The organism is Gordonia paraffinivorans NBRC 108238 (assembly GCF_000344155.1).
Classification (GTDB): Bacteria; Actinomycetota; Actinomycetes; order Mycobacteriales; family Mycobacteriaceae; genus Gordonia; species Gordonia paraffinivorans.
The window spans coordinates 55,596-78,228 of sequence record NZ_BAOQ01000034.1 but is presented as its reverse complement, the minus strand read 5'-3'; the positions used below and the strand labels follow the sequence as shown (position 1 = coordinate 78,228).

General features: G+C 70.2%; 25 protein-coding genes and 1 pseudogene. 11 read left to right on the top strand and 15 right to left on the bottom strand.

Annotation, left to right across the window (positions count from 1 at the left end; all coding sequences use genetic code 11):
• Both GP2_RS16365 and GP2_RS16360 read left to right on the top strand, forming a co-directional pair.
• A pseudogene (locus tag GP2_RS16365) lies at window positions 1-955 on the top strand (DNA polymerase III subunit gamma and tau); the annotation flags it as partial.
• Between the two features lie 38 nt (window positions 956-993).
• The gene (locus tag GP2_RS16360) at window positions 994-1,806 is read left to right on the top strand and encodes a M15 family metallopeptidase (protein ID WP_006901645.1); all 813 of its coding nucleotides are present in this window, start codon (window positions 994-996) and stop codon (window positions 1,804-1,806) included.
• Between the two features lie 18 nt (window positions 1,807-1,824).
• Here GP2_RS16360 and GP2_RS16355 read toward each other — a convergent pair whose 3' ends face one another.
• The 4 genes from GP2_RS16355 to GP2_RS16335 form a co-directional block, all read right to left on the bottom strand.
• On the bottom strand, window positions 1,825-2,160 hold the full coding sequence (locus tag GP2_RS16355) for a hypothetical protein (RefSeq protein WP_157211714.1): 336 nt from the start codon (window positions 2,158-2,160) through the stop codon (window positions 1,825-1,827).
• Between the two features lie 105 nt (window positions 2,161-2,265).
• Complete coding sequence (locus GP2_RS21340; RefSeq protein WP_006901643.1) at window positions 2,266-3,513, bottom strand: serine/threonine-protein kinase; 1,248 nt, start codon at window positions 3,511-3,513, stop codon at window positions 2,266-2,268.
• Window positions 3,514-3,675: 162 nt separating this feature from the next.
• A complete protein-coding gene (locus GP2_RS16340; RefSeq protein ID WP_006901642.1) occupies window positions 3,676-4,995 on the bottom strand; it encodes a class I SAM-dependent methyltransferase in 1,320 nt (439 codons plus the stop codon).
• Window positions 4,992-6,374 (bottom strand): FAD-binding oxidoreductase, encoded by a 1,383-nt coding sequence (locus GP2_RS16335; protein WP_040527276.1) that lies wholly within the window; start codon window positions 6,372-6,374, stop codon window positions 4,992-4,994. Before GP2_RS16335 ends, GP2_RS16340 begins: the two co-directional genes overlap by 4 nt.
• An 81-nt stretch (window positions 6,375-6,455) precedes the next feature.
• On the opposite strand from GP2_RS16335, the gene GP2_RS16330 reads away from it, so the two are divergent.
• The 7 genes from GP2_RS16330 (at window position 6,456) to GP2_RS16300 (ending at window position 10,777) form a co-directional block, all read left to right on the top strand.
• A complete protein-coding gene (locus GP2_RS16330) occupies window positions 6,456-6,893 on the top strand; it encodes an SRPBCC family protein (RefSeq protein ID WP_006901640.1) in 438 nt (145 codons plus the stop codon).
• A 68-nt stretch (window positions 6,894-6,961) separates the two neighbouring features.
• Window positions 6,962-7,840 carry a pseudouridine synthase gene (locus GP2_RS16325; RefSeq protein WP_006901639.1) on the top strand — a complete coding sequence of 293 codons (879 nt, stop codon included), beginning with the start codon at window positions 6,962-6,964 and terminating at the stop codon, window positions 7,838-7,840.
• 126 nt (window positions 7,841-7,966) lie between these two features.
• Window positions 7,967-8,296, top strand: coding sequence for a hypothetical protein (locus GP2_RS16320; protein ID WP_006901638.1), 330 nt, complete (start codon window positions 7,967-7,969; stop codon window positions 8,294-8,296).
• On the top strand, window positions 8,274-8,690 hold the full coding sequence (locus GP2_RS16315) for a YbaB/EbfC family nucleoid-associated protein (RefSeq protein ID WP_006901637.1): 417 nt from the start codon (window positions 8,274-8,276) through the stop codon (window positions 8,688-8,690). Before GP2_RS16320 ends, GP2_RS16315 begins: the two co-directional genes overlap by 23 nt.
• 65 nt (window positions 8,691-8,755) lie before the next feature.
• Window positions 8,756-9,367 carry a recombination mediator RecR gene (recR, locus tag GP2_RS16310; RefSeq protein ID WP_006901636.1) on the top strand — a complete coding sequence of 204 codons (612 nt, stop codon included), beginning with the start codon at window positions 8,756-8,758 and terminating at the stop codon, window positions 9,365-9,367.
• 8 nt (window positions 9,368-9,375) lie between these two features.
• On the top strand, window positions 9,376-9,945 hold the full coding sequence (locus GP2_RS16305) for a uridine kinase family protein (RefSeq protein ID WP_006901635.1): 570 nt from the start codon (window positions 9,376-9,378) through the stop codon (window positions 9,943-9,945).
• Window positions 9,946-10,027: 82 nt separating this feature from the next.
• The gene (locus GP2_RS16300; RefSeq protein ID WP_006901634.1) at window positions 10,028-10,777 is read left to right on the top strand and encodes a uracil-DNA glycosylase; all 750 of its coding nucleotides are present in this window, start codon (window positions 10,028-10,030) and stop codon (window positions 10,775-10,777) included.
• Between the two features lie 13 nt (window positions 10,778-10,790).
• Here the strand turns inward: GP2_RS16300 and GP2_RS16295 are convergent, their stop codons facing one another.
• The 3 genes from GP2_RS16295 to GP2_RS16285 all read right to left on the bottom strand — a co-directional run bounded on the left by GP2_RS16295 (window position 10,791) and on the right by GP2_RS16285 (window position 13,213).
• Window positions 10,791-11,105, bottom strand: a complete 315-nt coding sequence (locus tag GP2_RS16295) for a hypothetical protein (protein WP_006901633.1) — start codon at window positions 11,103-11,105, stop codon at window positions 10,791-10,793.
• A gap of 87 nt (window positions 11,106-11,192) precedes the next feature.
• Window positions 11,193-11,915 (bottom strand): type 1 glutamine amidotransferase, encoded by a 723-nt coding sequence (locus GP2_RS16290; RefSeq protein WP_006901632.1) that lies wholly within the window; start codon window positions 11,913-11,915, stop codon window positions 11,193-11,195.
• The gene (locus GP2_RS16285) at window positions 11,912-13,213 is read right to left on the bottom strand and encodes a MurT ligase domain-containing protein (RefSeq protein ID WP_040527292.1); all 1,302 of its coding nucleotides are present in this window, start codon (window positions 13,211-13,213) and stop codon (window positions 11,912-11,914) included. The genes GP2_RS16290 and GP2_RS16285 overlap by 4 nt, the downstream gene beginning before the upstream one ends.
• Before the next feature lie 75 nt (window positions 13,214-13,288).
• Between GP2_RS16285 and GP2_RS16280 the strand changes: the two genes are divergently transcribed.
• Window positions 13,289-14,356: an alpha/beta hydrolase gene (locus GP2_RS16280; RefSeq protein WP_006901630.1), complete on the top strand. Its 1,068-nt coding sequence runs from the start codon at window positions 13,289-13,291 to the stop codon at window positions 14,354-14,356.
• Between the two features lie 63 nt (window positions 14,357-14,419).
• Here GP2_RS16280 and GP2_RS16275 read toward each other — a convergent pair whose 3' ends face one another.
• From GP2_RS16275 to GP2_RS16265, 3 genes are all read right to left on the bottom strand, one after another.
• Window positions 14,420-15,433, bottom strand: a complete 1,014-nt coding sequence (locus tag GP2_RS16275) for an EamA family transporter (protein WP_051997250.1) — start codon at window positions 15,431-15,433, stop codon at window positions 14,420-14,422.
• Between the two features lie 108 nt (window positions 15,434-15,541).
• Window positions 15,542-15,907, bottom strand: coding sequence for a thioredoxin (gene trxA / locus GP2_RS16270; protein WP_006901628.1), 366 nt, complete (start codon window positions 15,905-15,907; stop codon window positions 15,542-15,544).
• Window positions 15,908-16,003: 96 nt separating this feature from the next.
• Window positions 16,004-17,233, bottom strand: a complete 1,230-nt coding sequence (locus GP2_RS16265) for an MFS transporter (protein WP_006901627.1) — start codon at window positions 17,231-17,233, stop codon at window positions 16,004-16,006.
• A 146-nt stretch (window positions 17,234-17,379) separates the two neighbouring features.
• Here GP2_RS16265 and GP2_RS16260 point away from each other — a divergent pair, with 146 nt between their 5' ends.
• Window positions 17,380-18,261 carry a LysR family transcriptional regulator gene (locus GP2_RS16260; RefSeq protein WP_006901626.1) on the top strand — a complete coding sequence of 294 codons (882 nt, stop codon included), beginning with the start codon at window positions 17,380-17,382 and terminating at the stop codon, window positions 18,259-18,261.
• A gap of 72 nt (window positions 18,262-18,333) precedes the next feature.
• Here GP2_RS16260 and GP2_RS16255 read toward each other — a convergent pair whose 3' ends face one another.
• From GP2_RS16255 to GP2_RS16235, 5 genes are all read right to left on the bottom strand, one after another.
• Window positions 18,334-19,485, bottom strand: coding sequence for an acyl-CoA dehydrogenase family protein (locus tag GP2_RS16255; RefSeq protein ID WP_006901625.1), 1,152 nt, complete (start codon window positions 19,483-19,485; stop codon window positions 18,334-18,336).
• Window positions 19,482-20,216, bottom strand: a complete 735-nt coding sequence (locus GP2_RS16250) for a TetR/AcrR family transcriptional regulator (RefSeq protein ID WP_006901624.1) — start codon at window positions 20,214-20,216, stop codon at window positions 19,482-19,484. The genes GP2_RS16255 and GP2_RS16250 overlap by 4 nt, the downstream gene beginning before the upstream one ends.
• A 302-nt stretch (window positions 20,217-20,518) precedes the next feature.
• The gene (locus GP2_RS16245) at window positions 20,519-20,839 is read right to left on the bottom strand and encodes a putative quinol monooxygenase (protein WP_006901623.1); all 321 of its coding nucleotides are present in this window, start codon (window positions 20,837-20,839) and stop codon (window positions 20,519-20,521) included.
• A gap of 93 nt (window positions 20,840-20,932) precedes the next feature.
• On the bottom strand, window positions 20,933-21,952 hold the full coding sequence (locus tag GP2_RS16240; protein ID WP_006901622.1) for an LLM class flavin-dependent oxidoreductase: 1,020 nt from the start codon (window positions 21,950-21,952) through the stop codon (window positions 20,933-20,935).
• 38 nt (window positions 21,953-21,990) lie between these two features.
• Window positions 21,991-22,599 carry a TetR/AcrR family transcriptional regulator gene (locus tag GP2_RS16235; protein ID WP_247603261.1) on the bottom strand — a complete coding sequence of 203 codons (609 nt, stop codon included), beginning with the start codon at window positions 22,597-22,599 and terminating at the stop codon, window positions 21,991-21,993.
• Window positions 22,600-22,633: the final 34 nt, after the last annotated feature.

The following is a 22,633-nucleotide window of genomic DNA, read 5'->3' as shown; positions in this document are numbered from 1 at the left end:
CGCGGGCACCCCGACCTCGCCCGAACCGCCGTCACGCCGGCCCGCAGCCGATGCGCCGGCGCCCGGCCCCGAGTCGCCCCGCCCCGAGTCGCCCCGCCCCGAGTCGCCCCGCCCCGAGTCGCCCCGCCCCGGGTCGCGTGGCCCCGCAACCCGTGGCCCGGAGATCACCGGCACAGAAGCCCGAGGTCCCGAGCGCAGCGGACCCGAGACCCGGGCGCCGAAGCCGGCTCCTGTCCCGGAACCGGCACCGGCCGCCGACTACGACGACATCCCGCTGCCGGACGAGCCGGTCGACGAGTACTCGGTGCCGCCGCCCGATGCGATGCCGGCCCGACCCCGGCCGCCGGAGCCCGCGCGGACCCCGGAACCGGAACCCGAGCCGGCGCCGTCCGGCGGGCTCGACCTCGAGACGGTGAGCAAGCGCTACCAGGACATCCGCGCCGCGGTGCGGTCACGCTCCAAGAGCCTCGAGCCGATGCTGTCGGCCGCGGTCATCGTCGCGCTCGAGGGCGACACCGTGGTGCTCGCCCATCCGGTGGAGGTCCTGGTCGGACGTCTCTCCGCGCCGCATGCGGTCGCGATCATCCGAGAGTCGCTCGCCGAGGTCTTCGGCGTGCCGCTCGACGTCCGCACCGTGCACCAGCCTCCGGGAGCCGCCGCACCGGCGGGGGCCAGGGGCGGCGGACCGGCGCCGAGGCAGCAGCCCAAGCCGAAGCCGTCTTTCTCTCGGCCGAGCCGAGGGCGGAGCCAGGGTGCGCCCTCGGCCCCGGCGCCCGAGCCGCCGCCGGAGCCGGAGGAACCCGAGCCGCCACGCGCCGACGAGGACATCCCCGAGGACGAACGCGCGGAGATGGTGGCCGAGGCCCGGACCGCCAGCCCCGACCAACGCCTCGATCCCGATCAGGTCGCGCTCGAGCTGCTCAAGTCCGAGTTGGGTGCCCGGCCGATCGAGTGATCCGCCGGCCCGCGCGGTCGGCGTGGTAGAACGCTGAGATGGTGTTGTCATCTGCCCGGCGCGCAGCAATGGTCGCCGTGTCGGCCGCGATGGCGCTCGCGTTCTCCGCCGCATGTGCGGGCGCAACGCCGGGCGAGGAGCCCCCGGCGGCCGGGACACGGTCGGCGCCCGATACCTCGGGAGTTGTGCACTCGAGCCCGGCCTCGCCTGCGCCGCAGTCGTTCTCGCCGACCCCGCGGCCCGCCGTGGACGACAGAGCGCGGGCACTCGGCTTCGTCGACGTGCGTACCGCAGTGCCCGACGCGGTCGTCGATCTCCGATACGCGACGCCGCGCAACTTCGTCGGTGAGCGGCTCTATCCCGCGAACGCACGGTGCCTCGTGCACGACTCGCTGGTACCCGGACTCCGCACCGCCGCCGAGAACCTGCGGGCACGCGGCGAGACTCTGGTGTTTTGGGACTGCTACCGGCCGCACTCGGTGCAGCAGCGGATGTTCGAGAAGGTCCCCGATCCGGCGTGGGTTGCCGCGCCCGGCCCGTACTCGACGAGCCACGAGTCGGGACGTTCGGTCGACGTCACCCTCGCCGCGCGGAACCCGAACTGCCCCGTGCACCGCCGCGTCGGTCCCGGTCTGTGCCCGGTCGACATGGGCACCGACTTCGACTCGTTCACCCCGAACGCCACCGCGTACGCCACGCAGGGGGTCTCTGCGTCGGCACAGGCGGCACGTGCGCGATTGCGAAAAGCGATGGCCGCCGGAGGACTCGAGGTCTACCCCGGTGAGTGGTGGCACTTCGACGGCCCCGGCGCCGACGTGCGGCGTCCGATCATCGACGTCCCGCTCGCCTGACCGCTCGTCCGGCGCTGGTCACGCCCGTCGCTGGGTGGCGTAGATGGTCAGCGTCCTGCCCCGGGACTCGGCGAAGTAGTCGGACCGGAAGCCGAGCGTTCCGTCGGGTCGGCGATCCAGCGTGATCTGCGACGTGACGCAGGGGCCGCTCGTGACCCGCTCGACCAGGCTGATCGTGTCACCCCGCCTCGACTCCTCGGACCAGGTTCTGGCACAAGGGATCTGGGGATACTCCACGGTGGACCGCACCGGATTGGACCCCGCGAAGGTCACCACGACGTCGAAACCGCTGTCGTCACCGGTCACCGCCCCGCGCCAGGTCCCGGTCAACGGCGCGCCCGCAGGCGGATTCACGGTCGTGGGTTGGGGGACGGGGGCCGGCCGCCCGTCGCCGGGCGTGGGTTGCGCGACGCGGGGTCGACGTCGCCGGACCCGCACGGTCGTCGTCTCCCGTGCCGATCAGGTACACCGCGCCGACCGCGATGATCGCGACGACGAGCAGCACCGCGCAGCCCGCGAGAATGTACGGCAGCGGGTTTCGGCGGCGCGGCGGTTCCGGGCGGGCGGGCCCGGTGTGCGCGGGTGGCGCTGCATGCGCGGGCGGCTCGCCGTGCACGGCGGGATACGGAGTCGGCGGCGGCGCGGCGTTCGGGTGCTGTCAGTGGCCGAGGGACGCGGGCAGGGGTTGTGCCCGGGGCGTGCGGTGCGCGGACGGCGGGGGAGTCCGGTCCCGGGCTCGGGCGAGAAGCGTTTCCGGCGCGCCCTGGTCGGCTGCGGACGGCAGGGGAGTGCGTGACCGGGCGTCGGAGAGGAGTGTCTCCGGCGCGGGGCGGTGGTCGGTGGGCGGAGGGGACGGGTGCTTGCGGAGGTCCACTGCCGGTGTTCCCGGCGCGTTCGGGTGGTCGGGGACGACCGTGGCCCGGCCGGCGTCCGAGAGTGCGGCCAGCGCTGCGTCCGCGAGATCGGCGCAGCTCGGGAAACGCTGAGCCGGGTCCTTCGCCAGCGCGCGGAACACGACGTCGTCGATGGCCGGGGCAGGTCGGGCCGTAGCGCGGTCACCCGCGGCGGAGGCGTCGTCCCGTGGGCGTTGACGAGCGCGAGCGCGTCGCGGCCGGTGAACACCTGCTCGCCGGTCAGGAGCTCGTACAGCACGCACCCGAGGGCGTAGATGTCGACGGCGGGCGTGAGCTCGGCGGCGGCGAACATCTCCGGCGCCGCGTAGGCCAGGGTGCCGACGACCATGCCGGTCTCGGTGAGCCCTCCGGCGTCGTCGAGCAGACGGGCGACTCCGAAGTCGGCGACGAGGACCCGGGGACGTCCGCGCGGGCCGATGTTCTCGGCCACCAGGATGTTGGCGGGCTTGACGTCACGATGGAGCATCCCGAAGGCGTGCGCGTGGTCGAGTCCGGCACCCGCCTGCGCGATGATGTCGACCGCCTGGTCGGCGGGCAGCGGCGCCGGCGCGGTTCGGAGCAGCTCGGCGGCGTCGGTCCCCTCGATGTACTGCATCGCGATCCACATGACGCTGTCGTCGACGCCCGCGTCGTGCACGGCGACGATGTTGGGGTGGTCGAGGCGGGCGGCGAGCTGCGCCTCGCGGCGGAACCGGTCGCGGAACGACGGGTCGGCGCCGAGGGCCGAGTCCAAGACCTTGAGCGCCTGGTTGCGGGACAGGCGTGGGTGGCGGGCCAGGTACACGGTACCCATTCCGCGGAACCGAGTTCGGAGATGATCGTGTATCCGGCGAGGACGTCGCCTGCACGCAGCGAACCCAATTGGACTCCTCGTCTGTGATCGGGGCGGATACGCGACGGGACCGCACTCACACAGGCGTGGAGGCGGCCCCGTCGACGAGGTCGATCTGTCCCGTCAGGCGTTCCACCACGGACGCAGCGGCACCTGGTGTCCGCCGCGCTCGTCGAGTTTGGTCGCCAGCACGTGATGGAGCTGGATGATGTTGCGGTTGAAACCGATCCGGCATCCGGCCATGTACAGGCCCCACAGGCGGGCGGTTCCCTCGCCGACCTCGGCGACCGCCTCGTCCCAGTGCTCGACCAGGTTGGCGTTCCAGTCCCGCAGCGTCATCGCGTAGTGCTCGCGGAAGTTCTCCTCGTGGATGACCTCCATGCCGCCGATGTCCTGCAGCTTGGAGATGATCTTTCCCGAGCCGGTGAGCTCGCCGTCGGGGAACACGTAGCGGTCGATGAACGAGCCCGCCTTGGCGCGGCTCGAGTTGTCGGGCCGGGTGATGCAGTGGTTCAGCAGCATGCCGCCCGTGCGCAGCTTGTCGCGCATGAAGCCGAAGTACGCCGGGTAGTTGCTCACGCCGATGTGCTCGGTCAGGCCGATCGAGGAGACCGCGTCGAAGCCGGACTCGGTGATGTCGCGGTAGTCGCTGTGGCGCACCTCCGCGAGGTCGCTCAGTCCCTCGTCGACGATGGCCTTCTGCGCCCACTCGGCCTGCTCGGCCGACAGCGTCGCGCCGAGCGCCTTCACCCCGCGCTTGGCGGCGTAACGGACCATTCCGCCCCATCCGCAACCGATGTCGAGCAGGCGGTCGCCCGGCTTGAGTCGCAGCTTCTCGAAGATGAGCCGGTACTTGTTCTCCTGTGCGGTCTCCAGCGACGCGTCGCGGTCGGGGTAGACGGCGCACGTGTAGGTCATCGACGGGCCGAGGACCCACTCGTAGAACGTGTTGGAGACGTCGTAGTGGTAGTGGATCACCTCGGCGTCGCGGGCCTTGCTGTGGCGCAGGCCCTCGGCGAAGCGGCGCCAGCGCGGGACGGCCTCCTGTGGTGGCGGGGCGATCGGCTTGAAGTGCTCGATGCCCAGCGACCGTGCGATCTGGGCGAGCTGCAGCGGCGACGGGCGGTGGAAGGACAGGTCCTCGGCCAGCGCCTTGAGCGCGGGGTAGGGGTCGCCCGGGTGTGCGCCGACCAGTTCGAGGTCGCCGGCGATGTAGGCGCGGGCCAGGCCGAGGTCGCCGGGTGCGGTGACGAGGTAGGTGGTGCCGCGCGGCGTCTTCAGGTTGAGGCCGTACTGGGCGTCGGCCGGGCCGGCGGTGCTGCCGTCGTAGGCCGAGATGCGGATGGAGAGGTTGCCGCCGAGGAGGGTCTCGAAGATCTCGGCGAGTGACATCTTGCCCGAGTGCGAGTCCGCACCGGCCGGTGCGTCCTTGAATGTCGTCATTGGCGTTTCACCGCTTTCGCATAGAGGTCCAGAAGGCGGCCGCGAGGGTCGTACCGCTTCTTCAGGAGCCGATAACTCTCACCGCCGTAGAGCTCGTCGAACTCGTCCGGCTCGTAGAAACTCTCGGAGTACAGCGACTTGTGGCCGTCGAGCTCGGCGACCTTGCGCTCGATGAGCCTGTTGGTGTGGCCCGGCTTGCCCGGGGTCACCGGCACCGCCGACCAGAAGCCGACGTTGACGTAGGTGCGACGCGGCTCCAGCGGGTACAGCGGCCAGGGGCGCACCGGGTCCGAACCCGGGAGGGCCGGCTCGCGAAGGCGCAACGGGCACAACCAGATCGGCTCGATCGGGATATTCTCCAGGAACCACTCGACGTACTCGGTGGTGCGCTCGATCGGCACCTCGATGTCCTGGACGACCCGTTCGTTGGGCGGCAGGCCCTTGCGGGCGTTGAGCCGGTCGGCGATGTTGTACTTGTGGTCGTAGGCGATGAGCTTCCAGTAGAAGCTGCTGCGCAGGTACTTCTTCGGCCACCACCGGCGGATCTTCGGGTTCTGCGCGCCGAAAGCCCTTGAGCACCAGAACCAGTCGGTGTCCCAACGCCACAGGTAGTCGTGGATGGTGAGACGGTCGGTGGTCTTGGACTGGATCGACCGGTAGTAGATGTCCTTCCCGGTGTAGTCGCTGACCGGGCCCTCCTCGTCGGTCTGGCGACCGAGCGTCAGATAGGACTCGAAGGCGGTGAACACGACCCCGTCGAGATAGTCCACGCGTTCGCCGTCGTAGGTCTTCTCGGTGACGATCCGGTCCATCGTCGCCTGGAGGTCGGCGATCGAGGTGAAGCGCACATGGCGGAGTGCGACAAACGGTTTGACCGGTTCGAGCTCGATCCTCAGGCGCACCGAGTAACCGAGCGTGCCGTAGGAGTTCGGGAACCCGTAGAAGAGGTCGGCGTGCTCGTTGGTGGGTGTGGCGGTGATGATCTCGCCGTCGCCGGTGAGGATGTCGATCTCCAGCACCGACTCGTGCGGCAGCCCGGAACGGAACGAGGTGCTCTCGATCCCGAGCCCGGTGACGGCGCCGCCCAGGGTGATGGTCTTGAGTTGCGGCACCACCAGCGGGGCCAGACCATAGGGGAGGGTCGCGGCCACGAGGTTCTCGTAGGTGCACATCCCCGCGACGTCCGCGGTGCGGTTCTCGGCGTCGACCGAGATCACCCGATCGAGCCCGGAGACGTCCAGCCCGGGATGTGGATTGGCTGCGCGCTTGCGGAAGAGATTGGACGTCTTCTTCGCCAGCCGCACTGTCGCGTTCGGAGGAATGGCACGATAACTGGCCAGCAGGGTGGACACCCCCTGGTCAAATGCCTCTCCCCCCATCTCCAGCCCAGAGCTCACCCGGCTAGCCTAGGACCTGATCAGTTCGCCCGCCAATCTTTGGTCCCGGAGGAGAGTGCAAACGTGCGCCAGATAACCGCATCGCAGTCGATCGACATCTCGGCCGCTCCCGATGCCGTCATCGGTGCCCTCGCCGACTACGCCGAGGTGCGTCCGGCGATCCTCTCCTCGCACTACCGCGACTACGAGGTCATCAGCGGCGGCAACGGCGACGGCACCGTCGTCCACTGGATACTGCAGGCCACCGAGAAGCGACAGCGCGACGTCCGGGCCGAGGTCAGCGTCACCCCCGACACCGTCACCGAACGTGACGCGAACTCGTCGATGGTCACCACCTACACCGTCGCGCCGTCGGGCAACGGCTCGAAGGTGACGGCCACCACCACCTGGAACGGCTCGGGCGGCATCGGCGGATTCTTCGAGCGCACCTTCGCGCCCCGGGCCCTCAACGGCATCCAGGCGGAGGTCCTCGGCAACCTCAAGAAGCGTCTCGAGAACTGAGCCGGCGCAGGCGCGGTCGGGCGCGACCCTCACCGCTCCCGATCCGGGACGGAGTCGACTCGACGCGGGTGGTGCTGCGGGCCGGTCCCGACACCACCGTCGGGGAGGCGCTGCTGCAGTCGCCGTCCCTCGCCGGACTCACGCCGGCGGACCTGCGCGCCCGGGCAGCGGCCGGTGAGATCGTCGACGCCGGCGGCCGGCCGGTCGACCTCGACGCTCCGTCGCAGGTCAACACCTCGATCTATCTGTACCGGGACCTGCCGGCGGAGGTCCCGATCCCGTTCGACGTGGAGATCCTCCACCGCGACGACAACATCGTCGTCGTCGACAAACCGCACTTCCTGTCCACGATGCCGCGCGGCAGGCACGTCACCCAGACCGCGCTGGTGCGGCTGCGGCGGGAGCTCGGCAGCGAGACCATCTCGCCTGCGCACCGGCTCGATCGCCTGACCGCCGGGGTGCTGCTGTTCACCCTGCGACCCGAGGTGCGGGCCGCCTACCAGGATCTCTTCGCCTCCCGCCGGGCGCGCAAGGAGTACCGCGCGCTCGCTCCCGTCGACGAGCGGCTCGCGGACACGGTCACCGTCTCCGACCGCATCGAGAAGACCGCGGGCGACCTGCGGGCCCGCGTCGTGGCCGGTCCGGTCAACGCGATCAGCGAGATCACCCTGGTCGAGCGGACCGCGCACGGCGGCGTGTACCGGCTGGTGCCGCACACCGGCCGCACCCACCAGTTGAGGCTGCACATGGCCTCGCTGGGGGTGCCGATCGTCGGCGACCCGCTGTACCCCGAGGTCCGTCCCGAACTCGCCGAACGTCCCGACCACGGCGACTTCTCCGAACCGCTGCGGCTCGTCGCGCACGCTCTCGAGTTCACCGACCCGATCGACGGCACGCACCGGCGGTACGAGAGCCGGCGGTCGGTGCTGCCCGAGAACCGTCCCTGAACTCCGCCCTCCAGCGCTCAGCGGATGCCCCATCGCCATCCGCTCCTTCCCGGGGGTGCTTTTCGGGGGGTCCATTCGCGGGCGGGAGCGATTCACGGCAGCGGCCGAGGATCTACCCTGGCCACCGTGAGCATCCGAGCGTCCTACGAGCGGCACCCCGACCTCGGGTGTGAGGCCGTCGTGTTCATCGACGACGAGTCGATGGCGTGCTTCCAGATCCAGCGGGATCTCACCGGCGGGCCCCGGGCCGACGAGCACTGCGTGACCACCGGGGCGAGCGCGCCGGTCTACGGCGGCATTGTCGAGTGGCGCCGGGTCGACGACCGGTTCGAGTTCTCGCTGACGCCCCGCGCGGGCCGTCTCTTCGGCGACAGCGTGCTGTCCTTCGAGGTCAGTCCGGTCGACGACGCGACCGTCGACGACATCGCCGCGCATGTCGACCGACTGTTGCGCTGACCCGGCGGCTACGCTGGACACCGTGACGCAACCTTTCGATCCCAGCGCATTGTTCGGCGGCGGCCAGGGCGGCGAGAACCCCATGGCAGGTCTGCTCGCCCAGGCACAGCAGATGCAGGAGAAGCTGCTCGCCGCCCAGGACGAGATCGCGTCCGCCGAGATCGTCGGTAGCGCGGGCAACGGCCTGGTCGCCGTGACCGGCAACGGCACCGGCGAGGTGACCAAGGTGTCCATCGACCCGAAGATCGTCGACCCCGACGACGTGGAGACCCTGCAGGACCTGCTGCTCGGCGCGCTCGAGGACCTCTCGCGCAAGCGTGAGCGGCTCGCCAGCGAGAAGATGGGTCCGCTGGCCGGAGGTCTCGGCGGCGGCATCCCCGGGCTCGGCGGCTGAGCCGGCCCGCCCGACGCTGACGACTCACTTCCGACGGCTCCCGAACGAAACCCGGACACCACGCGATGTATGAAGGACCGATCCAGGATCTGATCGACGAACTGGCCAAGCAGCCGGGTCTCGGTCCCAAGGGCGCGCAGCGCATCGCGTTCCACCTGCTCGCGGGGGAGAAGTCCGAGATCGATCGACTGATCGCGGCGCTCGGCCGGGTCCGCGACGACGTGATCTTCTGCGCCGAGTGCGGCAACGTCGCGGCGAACCGGCTGTGCCGGATCTGCTCCGACCCGCGCCGGGACGCCACCAAGATCTGCGTGGTCGAGGAACCCAAGGACGTGCACGCGATCGAGCGCACCAAGGAGTTCACCGGGCGCTACCACGTGCTCGGCGGCGCGCTCGACCCGTTGTCGGGCATCGGCCCCGACCAGCTGCGCATCCGCGAGCTGCTGCGCCGTCTGGGCAACCAGGCCGACGGCATCGACGTCACCGAGGTCATCGTCGCGACCGACCCCAACACCGAGGGCGAGGCCACCGCGACCTATCTGCAGCGCATGCTCAAGGACTTCCCCGGTCTGTCGGTGACGCGTCTGGCATCGGGCCTCCCGATGGGCGGCGACCTCGAGTTCGCCGACGAGCTCACCCTGGGCCGGGCACTCTCGGGCCGGCGCGTCCTCGCCTGAGCCGGGCGATGACCTCGTCGCTCAGGCCGCACGCCGCGGTCGTCGAAACCCGTCTGGACGACCTCGCCGATCAGCTCGACGCCGGGATCGTCGCCGTCGACGGCCCGTCGGGCGCGGGCAAGTCGACGGTCGCCGACCAGCTGGTGGAGCGTCTGCGGGATCGCGGGACCGGGGTGACGCTCGTGCGCACCGACGACTTCGCGACCTGGGACAATCCGGTCGCGTGGTGGCCCGAACTGGAGGCCGACATCCTGCACTCGTTCGTCCGACGCCGCGACTACCGCTACCGTCCGAGGGTGTGGCACGACGGGGTGGCGACCCCCGGCCCGGCGGTCTGGGTCGAGTGGCAGCCCCTGCTCATCATCGAGGGCGTGTCGTCGGCGCGCCGGCGTATCGCCGAGCGTCTGACGCACGCCCTGTGGCTCGACGGTGGCACCGCCGAGGAACGCCTCGAACGCGCGGTGGCACGCGACGGCGAGACGTCCCGCGAGCACCTTCAGCAGTGGCAGGAGTTCGAGCGCGGCTGGTTCGCCGTCGACCGAACCCGCGAGCGTTGCGTGGTGCTCGACCGTCCGTGAGATGCGGTCTGTGACACCGGTCTGCGACATCGGTCTGGGGCGGTCCGGTATCCGGCGGCTCCCGGGCCGCTAGGGTCGGGACATGGCCACCCGACGACGGCGGCGGTACCGCGATCTCGCCGAACTCGACGCGGACCTGATCGACTGCCGCGCGTGTCCGCGACTCGTCGCATGGCGCGAGCAGGTGGCGCGCGAGAAGCGCCGCGCATTCGAGAACGAGGAGTACTGGGGACGCCCCGTGCCGGGGATCGGTCCGGCCGACGCGCGGTTGCTGATCGTCGGCCTCGCTCCCGCGGCGCACGGCGGCAACCGCACCGGCCGCATGTTCACCGGCGATCAGAGCGGCGACTTCCTGTTTGCGGCAATGTATTCCGCGGGCCTGACCAACGAGCCGCACTCGGTGTCCCTCGACGACGGCCTGGAGCTGGTCGAGACCCGCATCACCGCCCCCGTGCACTGCGCCCCGCCGCAGAACAAGCCGACCGTCGACGAGCGTGATCGCTGTGCCCGGTGGCTGCACGCCGAGCTCGAACTCCTCGCCCCCAGCGTGCGGGCCGTGCTCACCCTCGGCCAATTCGGTTGGCAGTCAACGCTTCGCACGTTCGCCGCGCTGGGCTGGACGGTACCGAGGCCGGCACCGAAGTTCGGGCACGGGGTCTCGACGACGTTGACGCGCGGCGATGCGGCCCTCGAGGTGTTCGGCTGCTATCACGTCAGCCAGCACAACACCTTCACCGGGCGGCTGACCGCCGAGATGCTGGTCGAGGTCCTCGCGGCGGCCGCACGGTCGGCAGGGATCGATACGGCGGGGATCGATACGGCGGGCCGGTGAACCGGAGGGCGGGCTACTCCTCTTCGAACTGCGACTCCATCGCCTCGATGACCCGGTTCTCGTAGCTCTCGCGATCGATGAAGCGCGCCTCGAAGCCCTCCTCGGTGCGCTCGCCCGCGGCGACCGCCTCGGCCAGCGAGATAATCCGCCATCGGTGTTCGTCGTCGTCGCCGAGGCGGTGCAGGGTCTCGACCATCTGCTCGAGGACCTCGTCGTGCGAACCGGCGATCACCGACCAGTCCTCTCCGCCGTATCGCCCCGTCCACACGCCGTCCTCGCAGGTGAGGATGGCGTGCTGAATCACGTGCAGCACCCGGTTCTCGGTCACGGTGCACCTCCGTAACTCGCACACGTCGGTTGGTGCACATCCTGCCCCACGATCAGAGTGCGTGTGGGGCGATTCGCCAGAGGCGTCCTAGCGGCGGCGTCCCGCCGCCAGGCGCTCCCGGCGCAGCCGGTCGACCTCGGGAAGATCCAGCGGGGCAAGCGAATCGACGCCCATAGCGGTCGCGAGGAGATGGTCGGCGAGTTCGGGATTGCGGGCGAGGGCCGGGCCGTGCATGTAGGTGCCGATGACGCTGCCCTGCACGACTCCCTCGGTGCTGTCGCCGACGCCGTTGCCGACGCCGTGCTTGACCCGGGCGAGGGGCTTCGCGTCGGAGCCCAGCCTGCTGCCGCCGCGGTGGTTCTCGAACCCGGTCAGCGGCTGCGTGAGCGCGGGGTGGACGGGCTCGGTGACGAGCTCGCCGATGGCGCGCTTCTCCTGCGGGGACGTGGTCAGGTCGAACAGCGAGATGCCGTCGACCCGCTCGCCCGCGGACGTCTCGTACCAGTGGCCGAGCACCTGGATCGCGGCGCAGATCGCCAGCACCGGGCGTCCCGCGGCCGCAGCCTTCTGCAGCCCCGGATACCGGGTGAGGTGGCGGGTCGCGAGGCGTTGTGCGTAGTCCTCGGCGCCGCCGAGGGTGTAGACGTCGAGCGAATCGGGCACCGGGTCGTCGAGGGTGATGTGCACGACCTCGGCGTCGATGCCGCGCATGATCGCGCGCCGCTTGAGGACGAGGGCGTTGCCGCCGTCGCCATAGGTGCCCATGACGTCGGGCAGGACCAGCCCGATCCGGAGAGTCGACTCGCTCACTGTTCGCCCTTCCGAGCCCGCGCGGCGCGCTCCATCGCGACCCCGAGATCGCGGAACGCGGTGTAGTTGGCCAGCACCTCGACCCGCCCCGGCGGACACGAGGCGATCGCCTCCATCGGGTCGGGGACGGTGGTGTGCTCGGCACCCGCGTACAGCAGGCGCACCGAGAGGTCGGCGGCACGCTCGCCGGAGGCGACGACCTGCATCGTCTCGAAGGCCTCGAAGCGCACGTCCCAGAGCCACGACAGGTCCTCGCCGTCGGGGACCTGGCCGTTGACGGCGATCACCAGGCCGTCGGCGTCCTGGTCGATCATCGACAGCGCCTCCTGCCAGCCGGCCGGGTTCTTCGCGAGCAGGGTGCGGACCGAGTGGTTGCCGATCTGGTGCACGCCGTAGCGCCCGGCGACCTCGCCCACGGTGCCGACCGCGGCGACCGCCTTGGCCGGGTCGGCGCCCATCGCGACGGCCGCGGCGACGGCCTGCGTCGCGTTGCCACGGTTCGCCCGACCGGGCACCGAGAGGGTCATCGGGGCGGAGAAGCCGTCGGGGCCATAGATGTTCTCGTCGTCGAACCACCACTGCGGGGTGGGGCGGCGGAAGTTCTCGTCCCCGGTCGACCGCCAGCCGTCCCCGGACCGCACGATCGGCTCGCCGGTGCGAGGGCAGCTCACCGAGTCGCCCACCCAGCTCGCGCCGGCGGCGACCCAGATGACGTTCGGGGCGTCGAAGGCCGCCGAGGTGACCAGCACGTCGTCGCAGTTGGCGACGACGGTCGTCGACGGATGTTGCGCGATGCCCTCGCGGAGCCGTCGCTCGATCATGTTGATCTCCCCGACCCGGTCGAGTTGGTCGCGGGAGAGGTTCAGCAGCACCAGCACCTCGGGGTCGACGGCGTCGCTGACGTGCGGCACGTGCAGCTCGTCGACCTCGAGCGCGGCGTACGGCGCGGTGCGGGTCAGGGTGAGCGTGGCGATGATGCCGGCGTCCATGTTCGCGCCGTCGGCCTGCGTGGCGACCTCGCCGAGCTCGGCCATCGCCGCCGCGGCCATCCGCGTGGTCGTCGACTTGCCGTTGGTGCCGGTGATGATCGCGGTGCGCTTGCCGGCCGCGAGGCGGCGCATGATCTCGGGGTCGATCTTGGCGGCGACGAGGCCGCCGATCATCGACCCCTTGCCGCGGCCGGTGGCGCGCGACGCCCACCGGGCCGCCGCGGCCGCGGCCAGCGCGACCGAGGTGCGGACGGGTAGACGGGTGCCCCGGCGGGATGCGGAACCGGCGGACGATGGACGGTCGGACATGGCCACGAGTGTTCCACAGGCTCGCACGCCGGGTTGCTCGTGGCGGCTGCCGACCAGCAAGTAGGCTCTGCGGATGTGAGCCGCGACACGCATCAGACACTGTCCCTGCCCGCTCGACTCCAGGCCGGCCTCATGCGCGGGGCGTCGAAGATCCCGCCGGGTGTCCTGGCACTGGCCGGCCGGTGGGCCCCCACCAACTCCGACGGCGAGCGACTCGCCCCCGAGATGTTCGCCGTGGGCTGGGCCGCCGAGCACGTGCCGGGCGTCGGCCTGGGCAACGACGACGTCGCCGAGTCCCGCAAGCAGATCGACGATTCGGCCGCAGGCCTCGCCGAGGACCTCCCGCCCATGGCGGCCGAGGAGGACCTGGTCTTCGACGGCCCCGGTGGCGAACTGAGGGCCACGAGGTACCGGTCGAAGACCTCCTCGCGAGGCATCCTCCTCTACTTCCACGGCGGTGGCTGGGTCATCGGCAGCCGCATCAGCCACGACGGCTTCGTGCGTCGCCTGGCGCACGACACCGGCCTCGACGTCGTCTCCGTCGAATACCGGCTGGCCCCGGAGAACCCGTTCCCGGCCGCGGTGGAGGATGCGGTCGCGGCGTGGCGATTCGTCGTCGACGCGGCGCCGCGCTGGGGCGTCGACCCGCGGCGCATCGTCGTCTCGGGGGACAGCGCCGGGGGCAATCTCGCCACCGTGCTGGCGCGCGAGGTGCGCGGCGAGGACATCGCCCCGCTGCTGCAGCTGCTGATCTACCCGGTGACGGACCTGTCGAAGAAGAGCGCCTCGCGCCGGGAGTTCCCGTCGGGCTTCTTCCTCACCGAGGAGCGGATGACGTGGTTCAGCGACCACTACGTCCCCGACCTCGCCCAGCGCACCGACCCGCGGTGCTCGCCGCTGCTGGCCGACGACCTGAGCGGTCTGGCGCCGGCGCACGTCGTCGTCGCGGGCTTCGACCCGCTGCGTGACGAGGGCCTGGCCTACGCCGAGCGGCTGAAGGAGGCCGGTGTCCCGGTCACCGTGCAGCGCGAGGGCTCGCTGATCCACGGCTTCGCGAACATGACCCTCATCAGCCCCGACGCGCGGGCGGCCGTCGACCGGATGTGCGCGGCCGTGCGCGACGCCGTCACCGCCGCGCAGTAGGGGAACAGTCGGCCGAGTCGGGGCACGTAGGACCGGAACACACGGAGCGGAGAGCACCGGGGGTCAGGGGCACGCCGAGCGCGCCGCGGGCCGGGGCGCGGTCTCCCCGTCGGCCCGCCCTCCCCGGTCTGGTCCGGTGACGGGTTCGGGCCCGGTGGCCTGTGGGACCGGGGTCGGACGCACCCGCGGACGTGAGCGCGGGCGCGCCATCACGCCGACCGCGCAGCCGACCACGACGACGGTCGCGCCGATGATCTCCCCGACGGTGGGTACCTCGTCGAGGAAGACGAACGACGCCGAGATGCCGACGACGGGCACCAACAGCGACATCGGGGAGACGCGGCTGGCGTCGTTGCGGCTGAGCAGGAGCGTCCACAGGCCCGCGCCCACCAGCGTGCCGAGGACGGCGAGATAGATCAGTCCGCCGAGCGCGCGCAGGCCCGTCTCGGTGCCGATGGTCATGAGGGCGTCGATGCCTGCGGTCGGGCCCTCGACGATGAGGCTCACGACATAGAGGGGCGGACCCGCGACGACGGCCATCCACAGGGTCATGCGGAACGAGTCGTCGGGCTGCGCGAGGCGGCCGCCGATGTTGCCGATCGCCCAACTCAATCCGCCGAGGACGGTCAGCCCGATCGGGATGAGCGCTGCCGCGCCGATGCCGCTGCCGGTGGCGCGATCCCAGGCGATGACGCCCATCCCGGCCACGGCGACGAGGAGCCCCAGGACCTGGAGCAGCGTCATCCGCTCACGGAGGAACAGCACGCCGAGGACGACGGTGAAGGGGGCCGAGGTCTGCAGGACCAACGAGGCCAGGCCTGCCGGCATCCCGAGGTCCATCGCCAGGAAGAGGCAGATGAACTGCACGGTGCCGAATCCGGCCACGTACAGCAGGAACCACTTCAGGCGGACCTTCGGGAATCGGACGAAGGCGATGACCGGGAGCGCCATGACGGCGAAGCGCAGGGCGGCGAGGAACAGGGGAGGGAAGTGTTCGAGGGCGAGGTGGATCGCCACGAAGTTGAGTCCCCACAAGAACACCACGCCGAGCGCGAGCAACCGGTCACGAGAGGACATGTCCTTCATCGTCGAGGTCACGACGATGAAGGACAATCGAATTTAATCGAAGCCTTGCTGAAGTTCTCCTACAGAGATGGGTGCCCTACAGCGACGGCTCCGGCGGCATCACTGTTGCTGAGCGGCGGCGACCTTGGCGCGCACGTCGTCCATGTCGAGGCCCTCGACCGCACTGATGAGTTCCTCGAGCTGGGCCGGGGGCAGCGCGCCCGGCTGGTTGAACACCAGGATCCCGTCGCGGAACGCCATCAGGGTCGGGATCGACTGGATGCCCAGGCTGCCGGCGAGCTGTTGCTGCTCCTCGGTGTCCACCTTGCCGAAGAAGATGTCGGAATGTTCCTCGGAAGCCTTCTCGAAGACCGGGCCGAACATGCGGCACGGACCGCACCAGCTCGCCCAGAAGTCGAGCAGCACGATGCCGTCCTTCGTGACGGTCTCTTCGAAGGTTTCCAGGGTTACGTCATGTGATGCCATGGTCGGCACAACCATTTCCGACGCCCCGGCATTCCATGACCGTTCTGTTGATTCCGAATCCGCGCGGTGTCCGGCGGGTCCAGCCCGGCCGGGCACTCAGGCCGGCTTGTATGCCTCTCGCGCGAGAACACCCCACCCGACCAGCAGGGCGGCAACGATCAGCCCGGCCGCCAGCGGCAGCAGCGAGCCGTAGCCGAACCTCGCGGCGAGGGACGACGGGACCGTCGCGCCGACGATCGCGCCCGCGGCCACCGCGCTGTTGAACAGTCCCATCGCGGACCCCTGGCCGTCGAGGGTGAGGTCGGCGGCCATCTTGGTCGCGCCGATGTAGTCGAACGGGTAGCCCAACGCCACCAGTATGAGCCCGGCGATGCCGATCCAGGAGTCTCCCGACGGGTGCCAGATCCAGGCGGCCGTCATCACCGCCAGGCCGGTCAGCGTGATCAGCAGACCCGTGCGCAGGACCCAACCGCAGCCGTACCGGTCCGCGAGGCGCCCGCACACGGGATACAGGCAGGCTCCGACGACCGAGGCCAGCAGGTACCAGGACGCGGTGTGCGACGACGACACGGCGAAGGCGTCCTTCATCACCAGCGGCATCACGTTCAGGAAGGTCTGTACGGCGGTCATCGCCAGGAACCACGATGCGAGGAACCGGCCGAACGGTCCCCGCAGTTCGCGACGCAGGCCGCCCGGCGTCGGCAGTGCGGAGTCGGGGCGGGCGGGGTCGGAGCCTGCGGACGCCAGGTGGGGGAGGCGTAGCCGGCCCAGCAGGGTGCCGAAGATGATCACGACACCTGCGACGTACCAGCCGGTGTGGACATGGCCGTCGGCGAACACCGCTCCGATCGCCAGTCCCGACACCTGGCCCATGCCGAACACGAAGCGGAACCATCCGATGCGCTCGTCCCACTCGTCCTCCGGATGGCCCTCGGTGATGAACACGCTGCCCAGGGTCTGCACGGCTCCCGCGGTGGCACCGGCGACCACGGCCGCGACACACCAGCCGAGGAGTCCGTCGGACAAGCCGAACCCGATGGCCGCGACACCCATCAGGGGGAATGACCCGAGAAAGATCGTCCGCTGTCTGCCGGTGCGGTCGGCGATCTTCCCGATCACCGGCGCGAAGAGCTGGCCGCCGAAGAACGCGGCGAGCGCGGCGGCGACCGCCACCGTGCCCCGTGAGGTCACGGTCAGCGGGATGAGCAGCGGCACAATGCCGTTCACGAGCAACCCGGCGAGTGCATAGGCGCTGAACCAGGGCTCGATACTGCCCCGCATGCCCACCCGGGCCGTCTGCGGGGTGGTCGACGCCTCGCTCGTCATCACGGTCCTCACTCTCTCGGGAGACAACGCGCGACACCGTAGCCCGGGCGCGGCCCCTGATCGCAGCGCCACGAGCGAGCGGCACGATCGCAGCGCTGTTCTGGCACAAAGGGCCCCTGGCGGGTTCGCCGGGTACCTTGACCTCCATGGAGGTGCGCCGACTGCGTCTGCTGCGCGAGTTCGCCGACCGCGGGTCCATCGGCGCGGTCGCCGAGGCGCTGCACATGACGCCCTCGGCGGTCTCGCAGCAGATGAAGGTGCTCGCCGACGAGGCGGGAGTGCCGCTGTTCGAACCCGACGGCCGTGGCCTGCGGCTCACCGAGGCCGGGCATGCCCTGGTGCTGCGGGCAGACGAGGTCATCGCAGCGGTGGAACGTGCGCAGGAGGAGATGGCGTCGTACCGGTCGGGCAAGGCCCGCGTGCGGCTGGCGATGTTCCCGTCCGGGTCGACCCTGCTGCTGCCCAGCGTCCTCGATCGGGCCGCACTCGCGGGAATCGAGGTGGACGCGTTCCACCTCGACGTCGGTTATGCCGACGCCGCGCCGGCGCTCGCGGACTTCGACATCGTGGTGACCCACCGCGACGAGCGGACTCCCGCGGTCAACCACTCGCGGGTGCGGGTCACCGAGCTGATGCGCGAACCGGTCGACGTCATCGTGCCCCTCGACAGCCCGTTGGGCGCGTCGGATCGGGTCACGGTGTCCGAACTCGCCGAGCACGACTGGATCAGCGTCGAGGGCGGATTCCCCGTCGACGATGTGCTGCAGTCGATCTCGGCGGTGACCGGGGTCGCGCCGAGGGTGACGCAGCGGATGCTCGACTTCACCACCATCGAGGCGCTCGTCGCCGGCGGGCACGGTATCGCTCTGATGCCGCGCTTCGCGGTGCGGCACCCGGCGGTGAAACGCCTGGAACTCAAAGGGGTTCGGGCCGCCCGCGTCTACGAGGCGCTGTCGAGGCCCAGGTCGCGCACCGTGGTCGAGCGGGTCGTCGAGCAGATCGCGGCGGCGGCAGCGGAGCACTCCTGAACGACAAGGGCCGCCGGCCCACGCATTTCGCGTGAACCGACGGCCCTTTCGTGAACCCCGTGAGAGAGCGGGTCAGAAGCCGAGGCTCTTGCCCACGATGTCCTTCATGATCTCGGTGGTGCCGCCGAAGATCGTCTGGATGCGGGCATCCTTGTAGGCGCGGGCGACCCGGTACTCGTTCATGTAGCCGTAGCCGCCGTGCAACTGCAGGCAGCTGTCGATGACGCGCTTGGCGAGCTCGGTGCACCACCACTTGTTCTTGGACGCGTCGACGGCGTCGAGCTCACCGTCGAGCACGCCCTGTAGGCAGCGGTCGATGTAGATCTCGGCGATGTCGAGCTCGGTGGCCATCTCGGCGATGGTGAAGCGGTTGGCCTGGAAGGTGCCGATCGGGCGGCCGAATGCCTTGCGGTCCTTGCAGTACTGGACGGTCTCCTCGAAGACCGCGCGGGCGCCGGCGATGGCGCCGATGCCGATCGACAGGCGCTCGGAGGGGAGGTTCTGCATGAGGTGGTAGAAGCCCATGCCCTCCTGGCCGAGCAGGTTCTCGACCGGCACGCGCACGTTGTTGAAGTGCAGCTCGGCGGTGTCCTGTGCGCGCAGGCCCATCTTGTCGAGCTTGCGGCCGCGCTCGAAGCCCTCCATGCCGCGCTCGACGACCAGCAGCGAGAACGCCTTGTGACCGGCCGCGGGATCCGGGTTGGTGCGGCAGACGACCACCACGAGGTCGGCGTTGATGCCCGAGGAGATGAAGGTCTTGTTGCCGTTGAGGACGTAGTGGTCGCCCTCGAGCTTCGCCGAGGTCTTGATGCCGGCGAGGTCGGAGCCGGCGCCCGGCTCGGTCATCGCGACGGCGAGGATGGTCTCGCCCGTGGCGATGCCCGGCATCCAGCGCTTCTTCTGCTCTTCGTTGGCGAGGTGCACGAAATACGGTGCGACGACGTCGTTCTGGAGGCTCAGGCCGGGCGATGCGCCGTCGAACTTGGCGAACTCCTCGACGACGACCGCGTTGAAGCGGAAGTCGTTCATCGCGCCGCCGCCGCCGTACTCCTCGGGGATGTTGAAGCCGAGGAGACCGGCGTCGCCGGCCTTCTTGTAGACCTCGCGGTCGACGATGCCCGCTGCGGTCCATTCCTCGTTGTGCGGCAGGCACTCACGGATCAGGAACTGGCGAGCGGTTTCCCGGAGGGCTTCGTGCTCTTCTTCGAAGATGGCGCGTTTCATGGCTGCTTCCTTTCCTTCAGGCTTCGGTTGCTGTCGTTGGAGTCGTTGTCGGTGGCCTGGGTGTCGCCGAGGTGGTCGACGTTCTGCGCGCCCACGACACGCAGCGAGATCAGTGCGTAGGACCGGGCGACCTCGGCGGGGGTGCGGGCACCGGAAGGGCGGTACCAGGTCGTGACCGCCTGGCAGGCGCCGAACAGGTACCGCAGCACGTCCTTGATGTCCTCGTCGAACCGGAACTCGCCCGACTCGCGGCCCGCCTCGATGACCTCGGCGAGCATGTTCTCGGTCTCCGTGCGCATCGCGACGTAGTTCTCGCGGCGCGGGTCGTCGGCTGCGAGATGGCGGAATTCGTGTGCGACGCTTGCCAGTTCGAGGTCGCTCGTCATGTGCAGGACGATGGATTCGATGGCGTTGGAGAGCTTCTCCGACGGCGTGTCGCCGGCCTCGATGGCGGCTCCCACCCAGGCGAGGACCGAGGTCATCGCCGCTTCGAGGAGTTCGACGAGAATGCCGAGCTTGTTGTCGTGGTGGTAGTAGAGGGTCGGCAGGGAGACGCCGGCGCGCGACGCGATGTCGCGGATGGAGGTTCCGTGGAAGCCGCGCTCGTAGAACGCGCGCTTGGCGGCCACGAGGGTGGGCGGGAGCGGGACGGGTTCGCGCCGTCGCCAGTCCACGCCCTCGGTGTCGATCGTGAACCGCCGTGGTGCGGCGCCCTTGCCTGCCTCAGCCACGGTCGGTGGCGGTGACGGGGGCGAGCGGTCCGACGGGCCCCGACCCGGACGCGCCGGTTCCGGGCGTGCCGACCGTGGGGCGGGCGGGGTCGACGACTGCCGCTACGGGCATGGGTTCCTCTCGAGTGCGATGTCGGCGGTCGCGGCCGAGACACGTCGCAGGCGGGCGTCGTGTGTCGTCGCGAACGTGACCGGGCACGGCATGGCGCCCATCACTTATCTAACGATCGTTATACGGTTTAGCATGCCGTCGCCCGCGGATGCAACACCGCCACGGATCAGGGCGGAGAGGCTCGGGTGTCCTAGATCGCGCCCTTGGCGGGATCGCCGGCGGGGACCGCGGTGAAGGTCTTCACGTCGAGCGGTCCGGCGAGCAGGGGGGCGAGGGCCTTGCCGAGTTCGGCGAGCGCCGGCGCCTTGCTGTGCGCGCCGAGCGCCTCGAGGGATTCCCACCGCTCGATCATCACGAGATCGGTCGAGTCCCCGGTCGCCTCGTGCAACGCGTACTTCACGCAACCGGGCTCGTCGTGCACCTTCGGGATCGCGGCGAGCACGGCGTCGCGGACCGCCTGCTCCTCGCCGGGCTTGGGGGAGATGGTGGCGACGACGATGACCTCGGGCATGGGCGGGCTCTCCTCTGACGGGCGGACATTGATGTCGTCGTGAGGTTATGGGAGCCGGTGGCGTTCTCGTGGCGGTTTCGTCGAGAGCACGCGTCAGCGCCAGCCGAGGGCCGGTGCGACGTGGGTGAGGATCGACTCGATCACGTGCGCGTTGTATTCCACACCGAGTTGGTTGGGGACCGTCAGCAGCAGGGTGTCGGCCGCGGCGATGGCCTCGTCTTCCCGCAGTTGCTCGATGAGCTTGTCCGGCTCGTCGGCGTAGCTGCGGCCGAACCGCGCGACCGAGTTGTCGATGATGCCGACCTGGTCGGACTCCTGGCCGCCGCGACCGAAGTAGGCGCGGTCCCGGTCGTCGACGATCGCGAAGATGCTGCGGCTCACCGACACCCGCGGCTCGCGCGGATGGCCGGCCTCGACCCATGCCTTGCGGAACCGCTGGATCTGCTCGGCCTGCAGCTGGTGGAAGGGCACGCCGGTGTCCTCGGTGAGCAGCGTCGACGACATGAGGTTCATGCCCTTCTCCGCGGCCCATTCCGCCGTCGCGCGGGTGCCGGCACCCCACCAGATCCGGTCGCGGAGGCCGGGCGACTGCGGTTCGATCGGCAGCAGGCCCGGCGGGTTGGGGAACATGGGCCGGGGATTCGGCCGCGCGAACCCGCCACCCTCGATGACACGCAGGAACACCTCGGCGTGCTGGCGGGCCATGTCGGCGTCGGTGGAGCCCTCCGGCGGGACGTACCCGAAGTACTTGTAACCCTCGATGACCTGCTCGGGGGACCCGCGGGAGATGCCGAGCTGCAGCCGGCCCTCGGAGATGAGATCGGCGGCGCCGGCGTCCTCGGCCATGTACAGCGGGTTCTCGTAGCGCATGTCGATGACACCCGTGCCGATCTCGATGCGACTCGTCCTCGCGCCGATCGCCGCCAGCAGCGGAAACGGCGACGCGAGCTGCCGGGCGAAATGGTGGACGCGGAAATAGGCGCCGTCGGCGCCGAGTTCCTCGGCCGCCACCGCCAGGTCGATCGATTGCAGCAGCGAGTCCGACGCCGACCGGACCTGCGAGCCCGGGGAGTCCGACCAATGGCCGAAGGACAGGAAACCGATCTTCTTCATGATCGGGAGAAGGGCGCCGGGGCCGGTTTTGTTCCCGGCTACTCCTGTGACCCGCCGACGGTCGCCTGCTGTCGGTCGTCGGCCAGGGCCAGACTCTGACGAGGCCGGTTGCTCGCATCCGCCAGCGAGTCGAGGAACTGCTGTGCGGCCCACGTGAGGGTCTCGGGATCGTCCGGGAGCGTGGACTGCGAGTATCCGGTGAGCACGTAGTTGGCCCAGCTCGAGTACCGGTGGGCGGCGACGCGGTCGTCGAGCAACTCCATCGCGATGTCGAAGACGACCTGGTAGCGGGCGTGGTCGGCCATCTCCTGGACCTTGCGCACGTCCGGATCCATGTTGGCCCACGTGCGGATGGCCGCCTCGGCGTGATGGGGGAGGGAGACGGCGAACTCGATGAGGTCCCTCATCCGCTGCAGGGGATCGGCGACGGCCTGGACGGCAGCGACCTCGAGTTCGGTCCGGGAGGCCAGCCAGTGCTGGATGAGCTGGCCGGTGTAGTCCGACCAGTTCTTGAAGAAGTGGTAGAAGGAGCCGCTGGTGACCCCGAGACGCCCGCAGACCTCGGACAGCTTGAGCGCGCTGTAGCCCGAATCGGCGAGAATGCTGATTCCGGTCTCCAGGTACAACTCCCGTGTGGTGGCTGCCATGAGGTCACCGTATTCCACATCACGCATCCTGTGG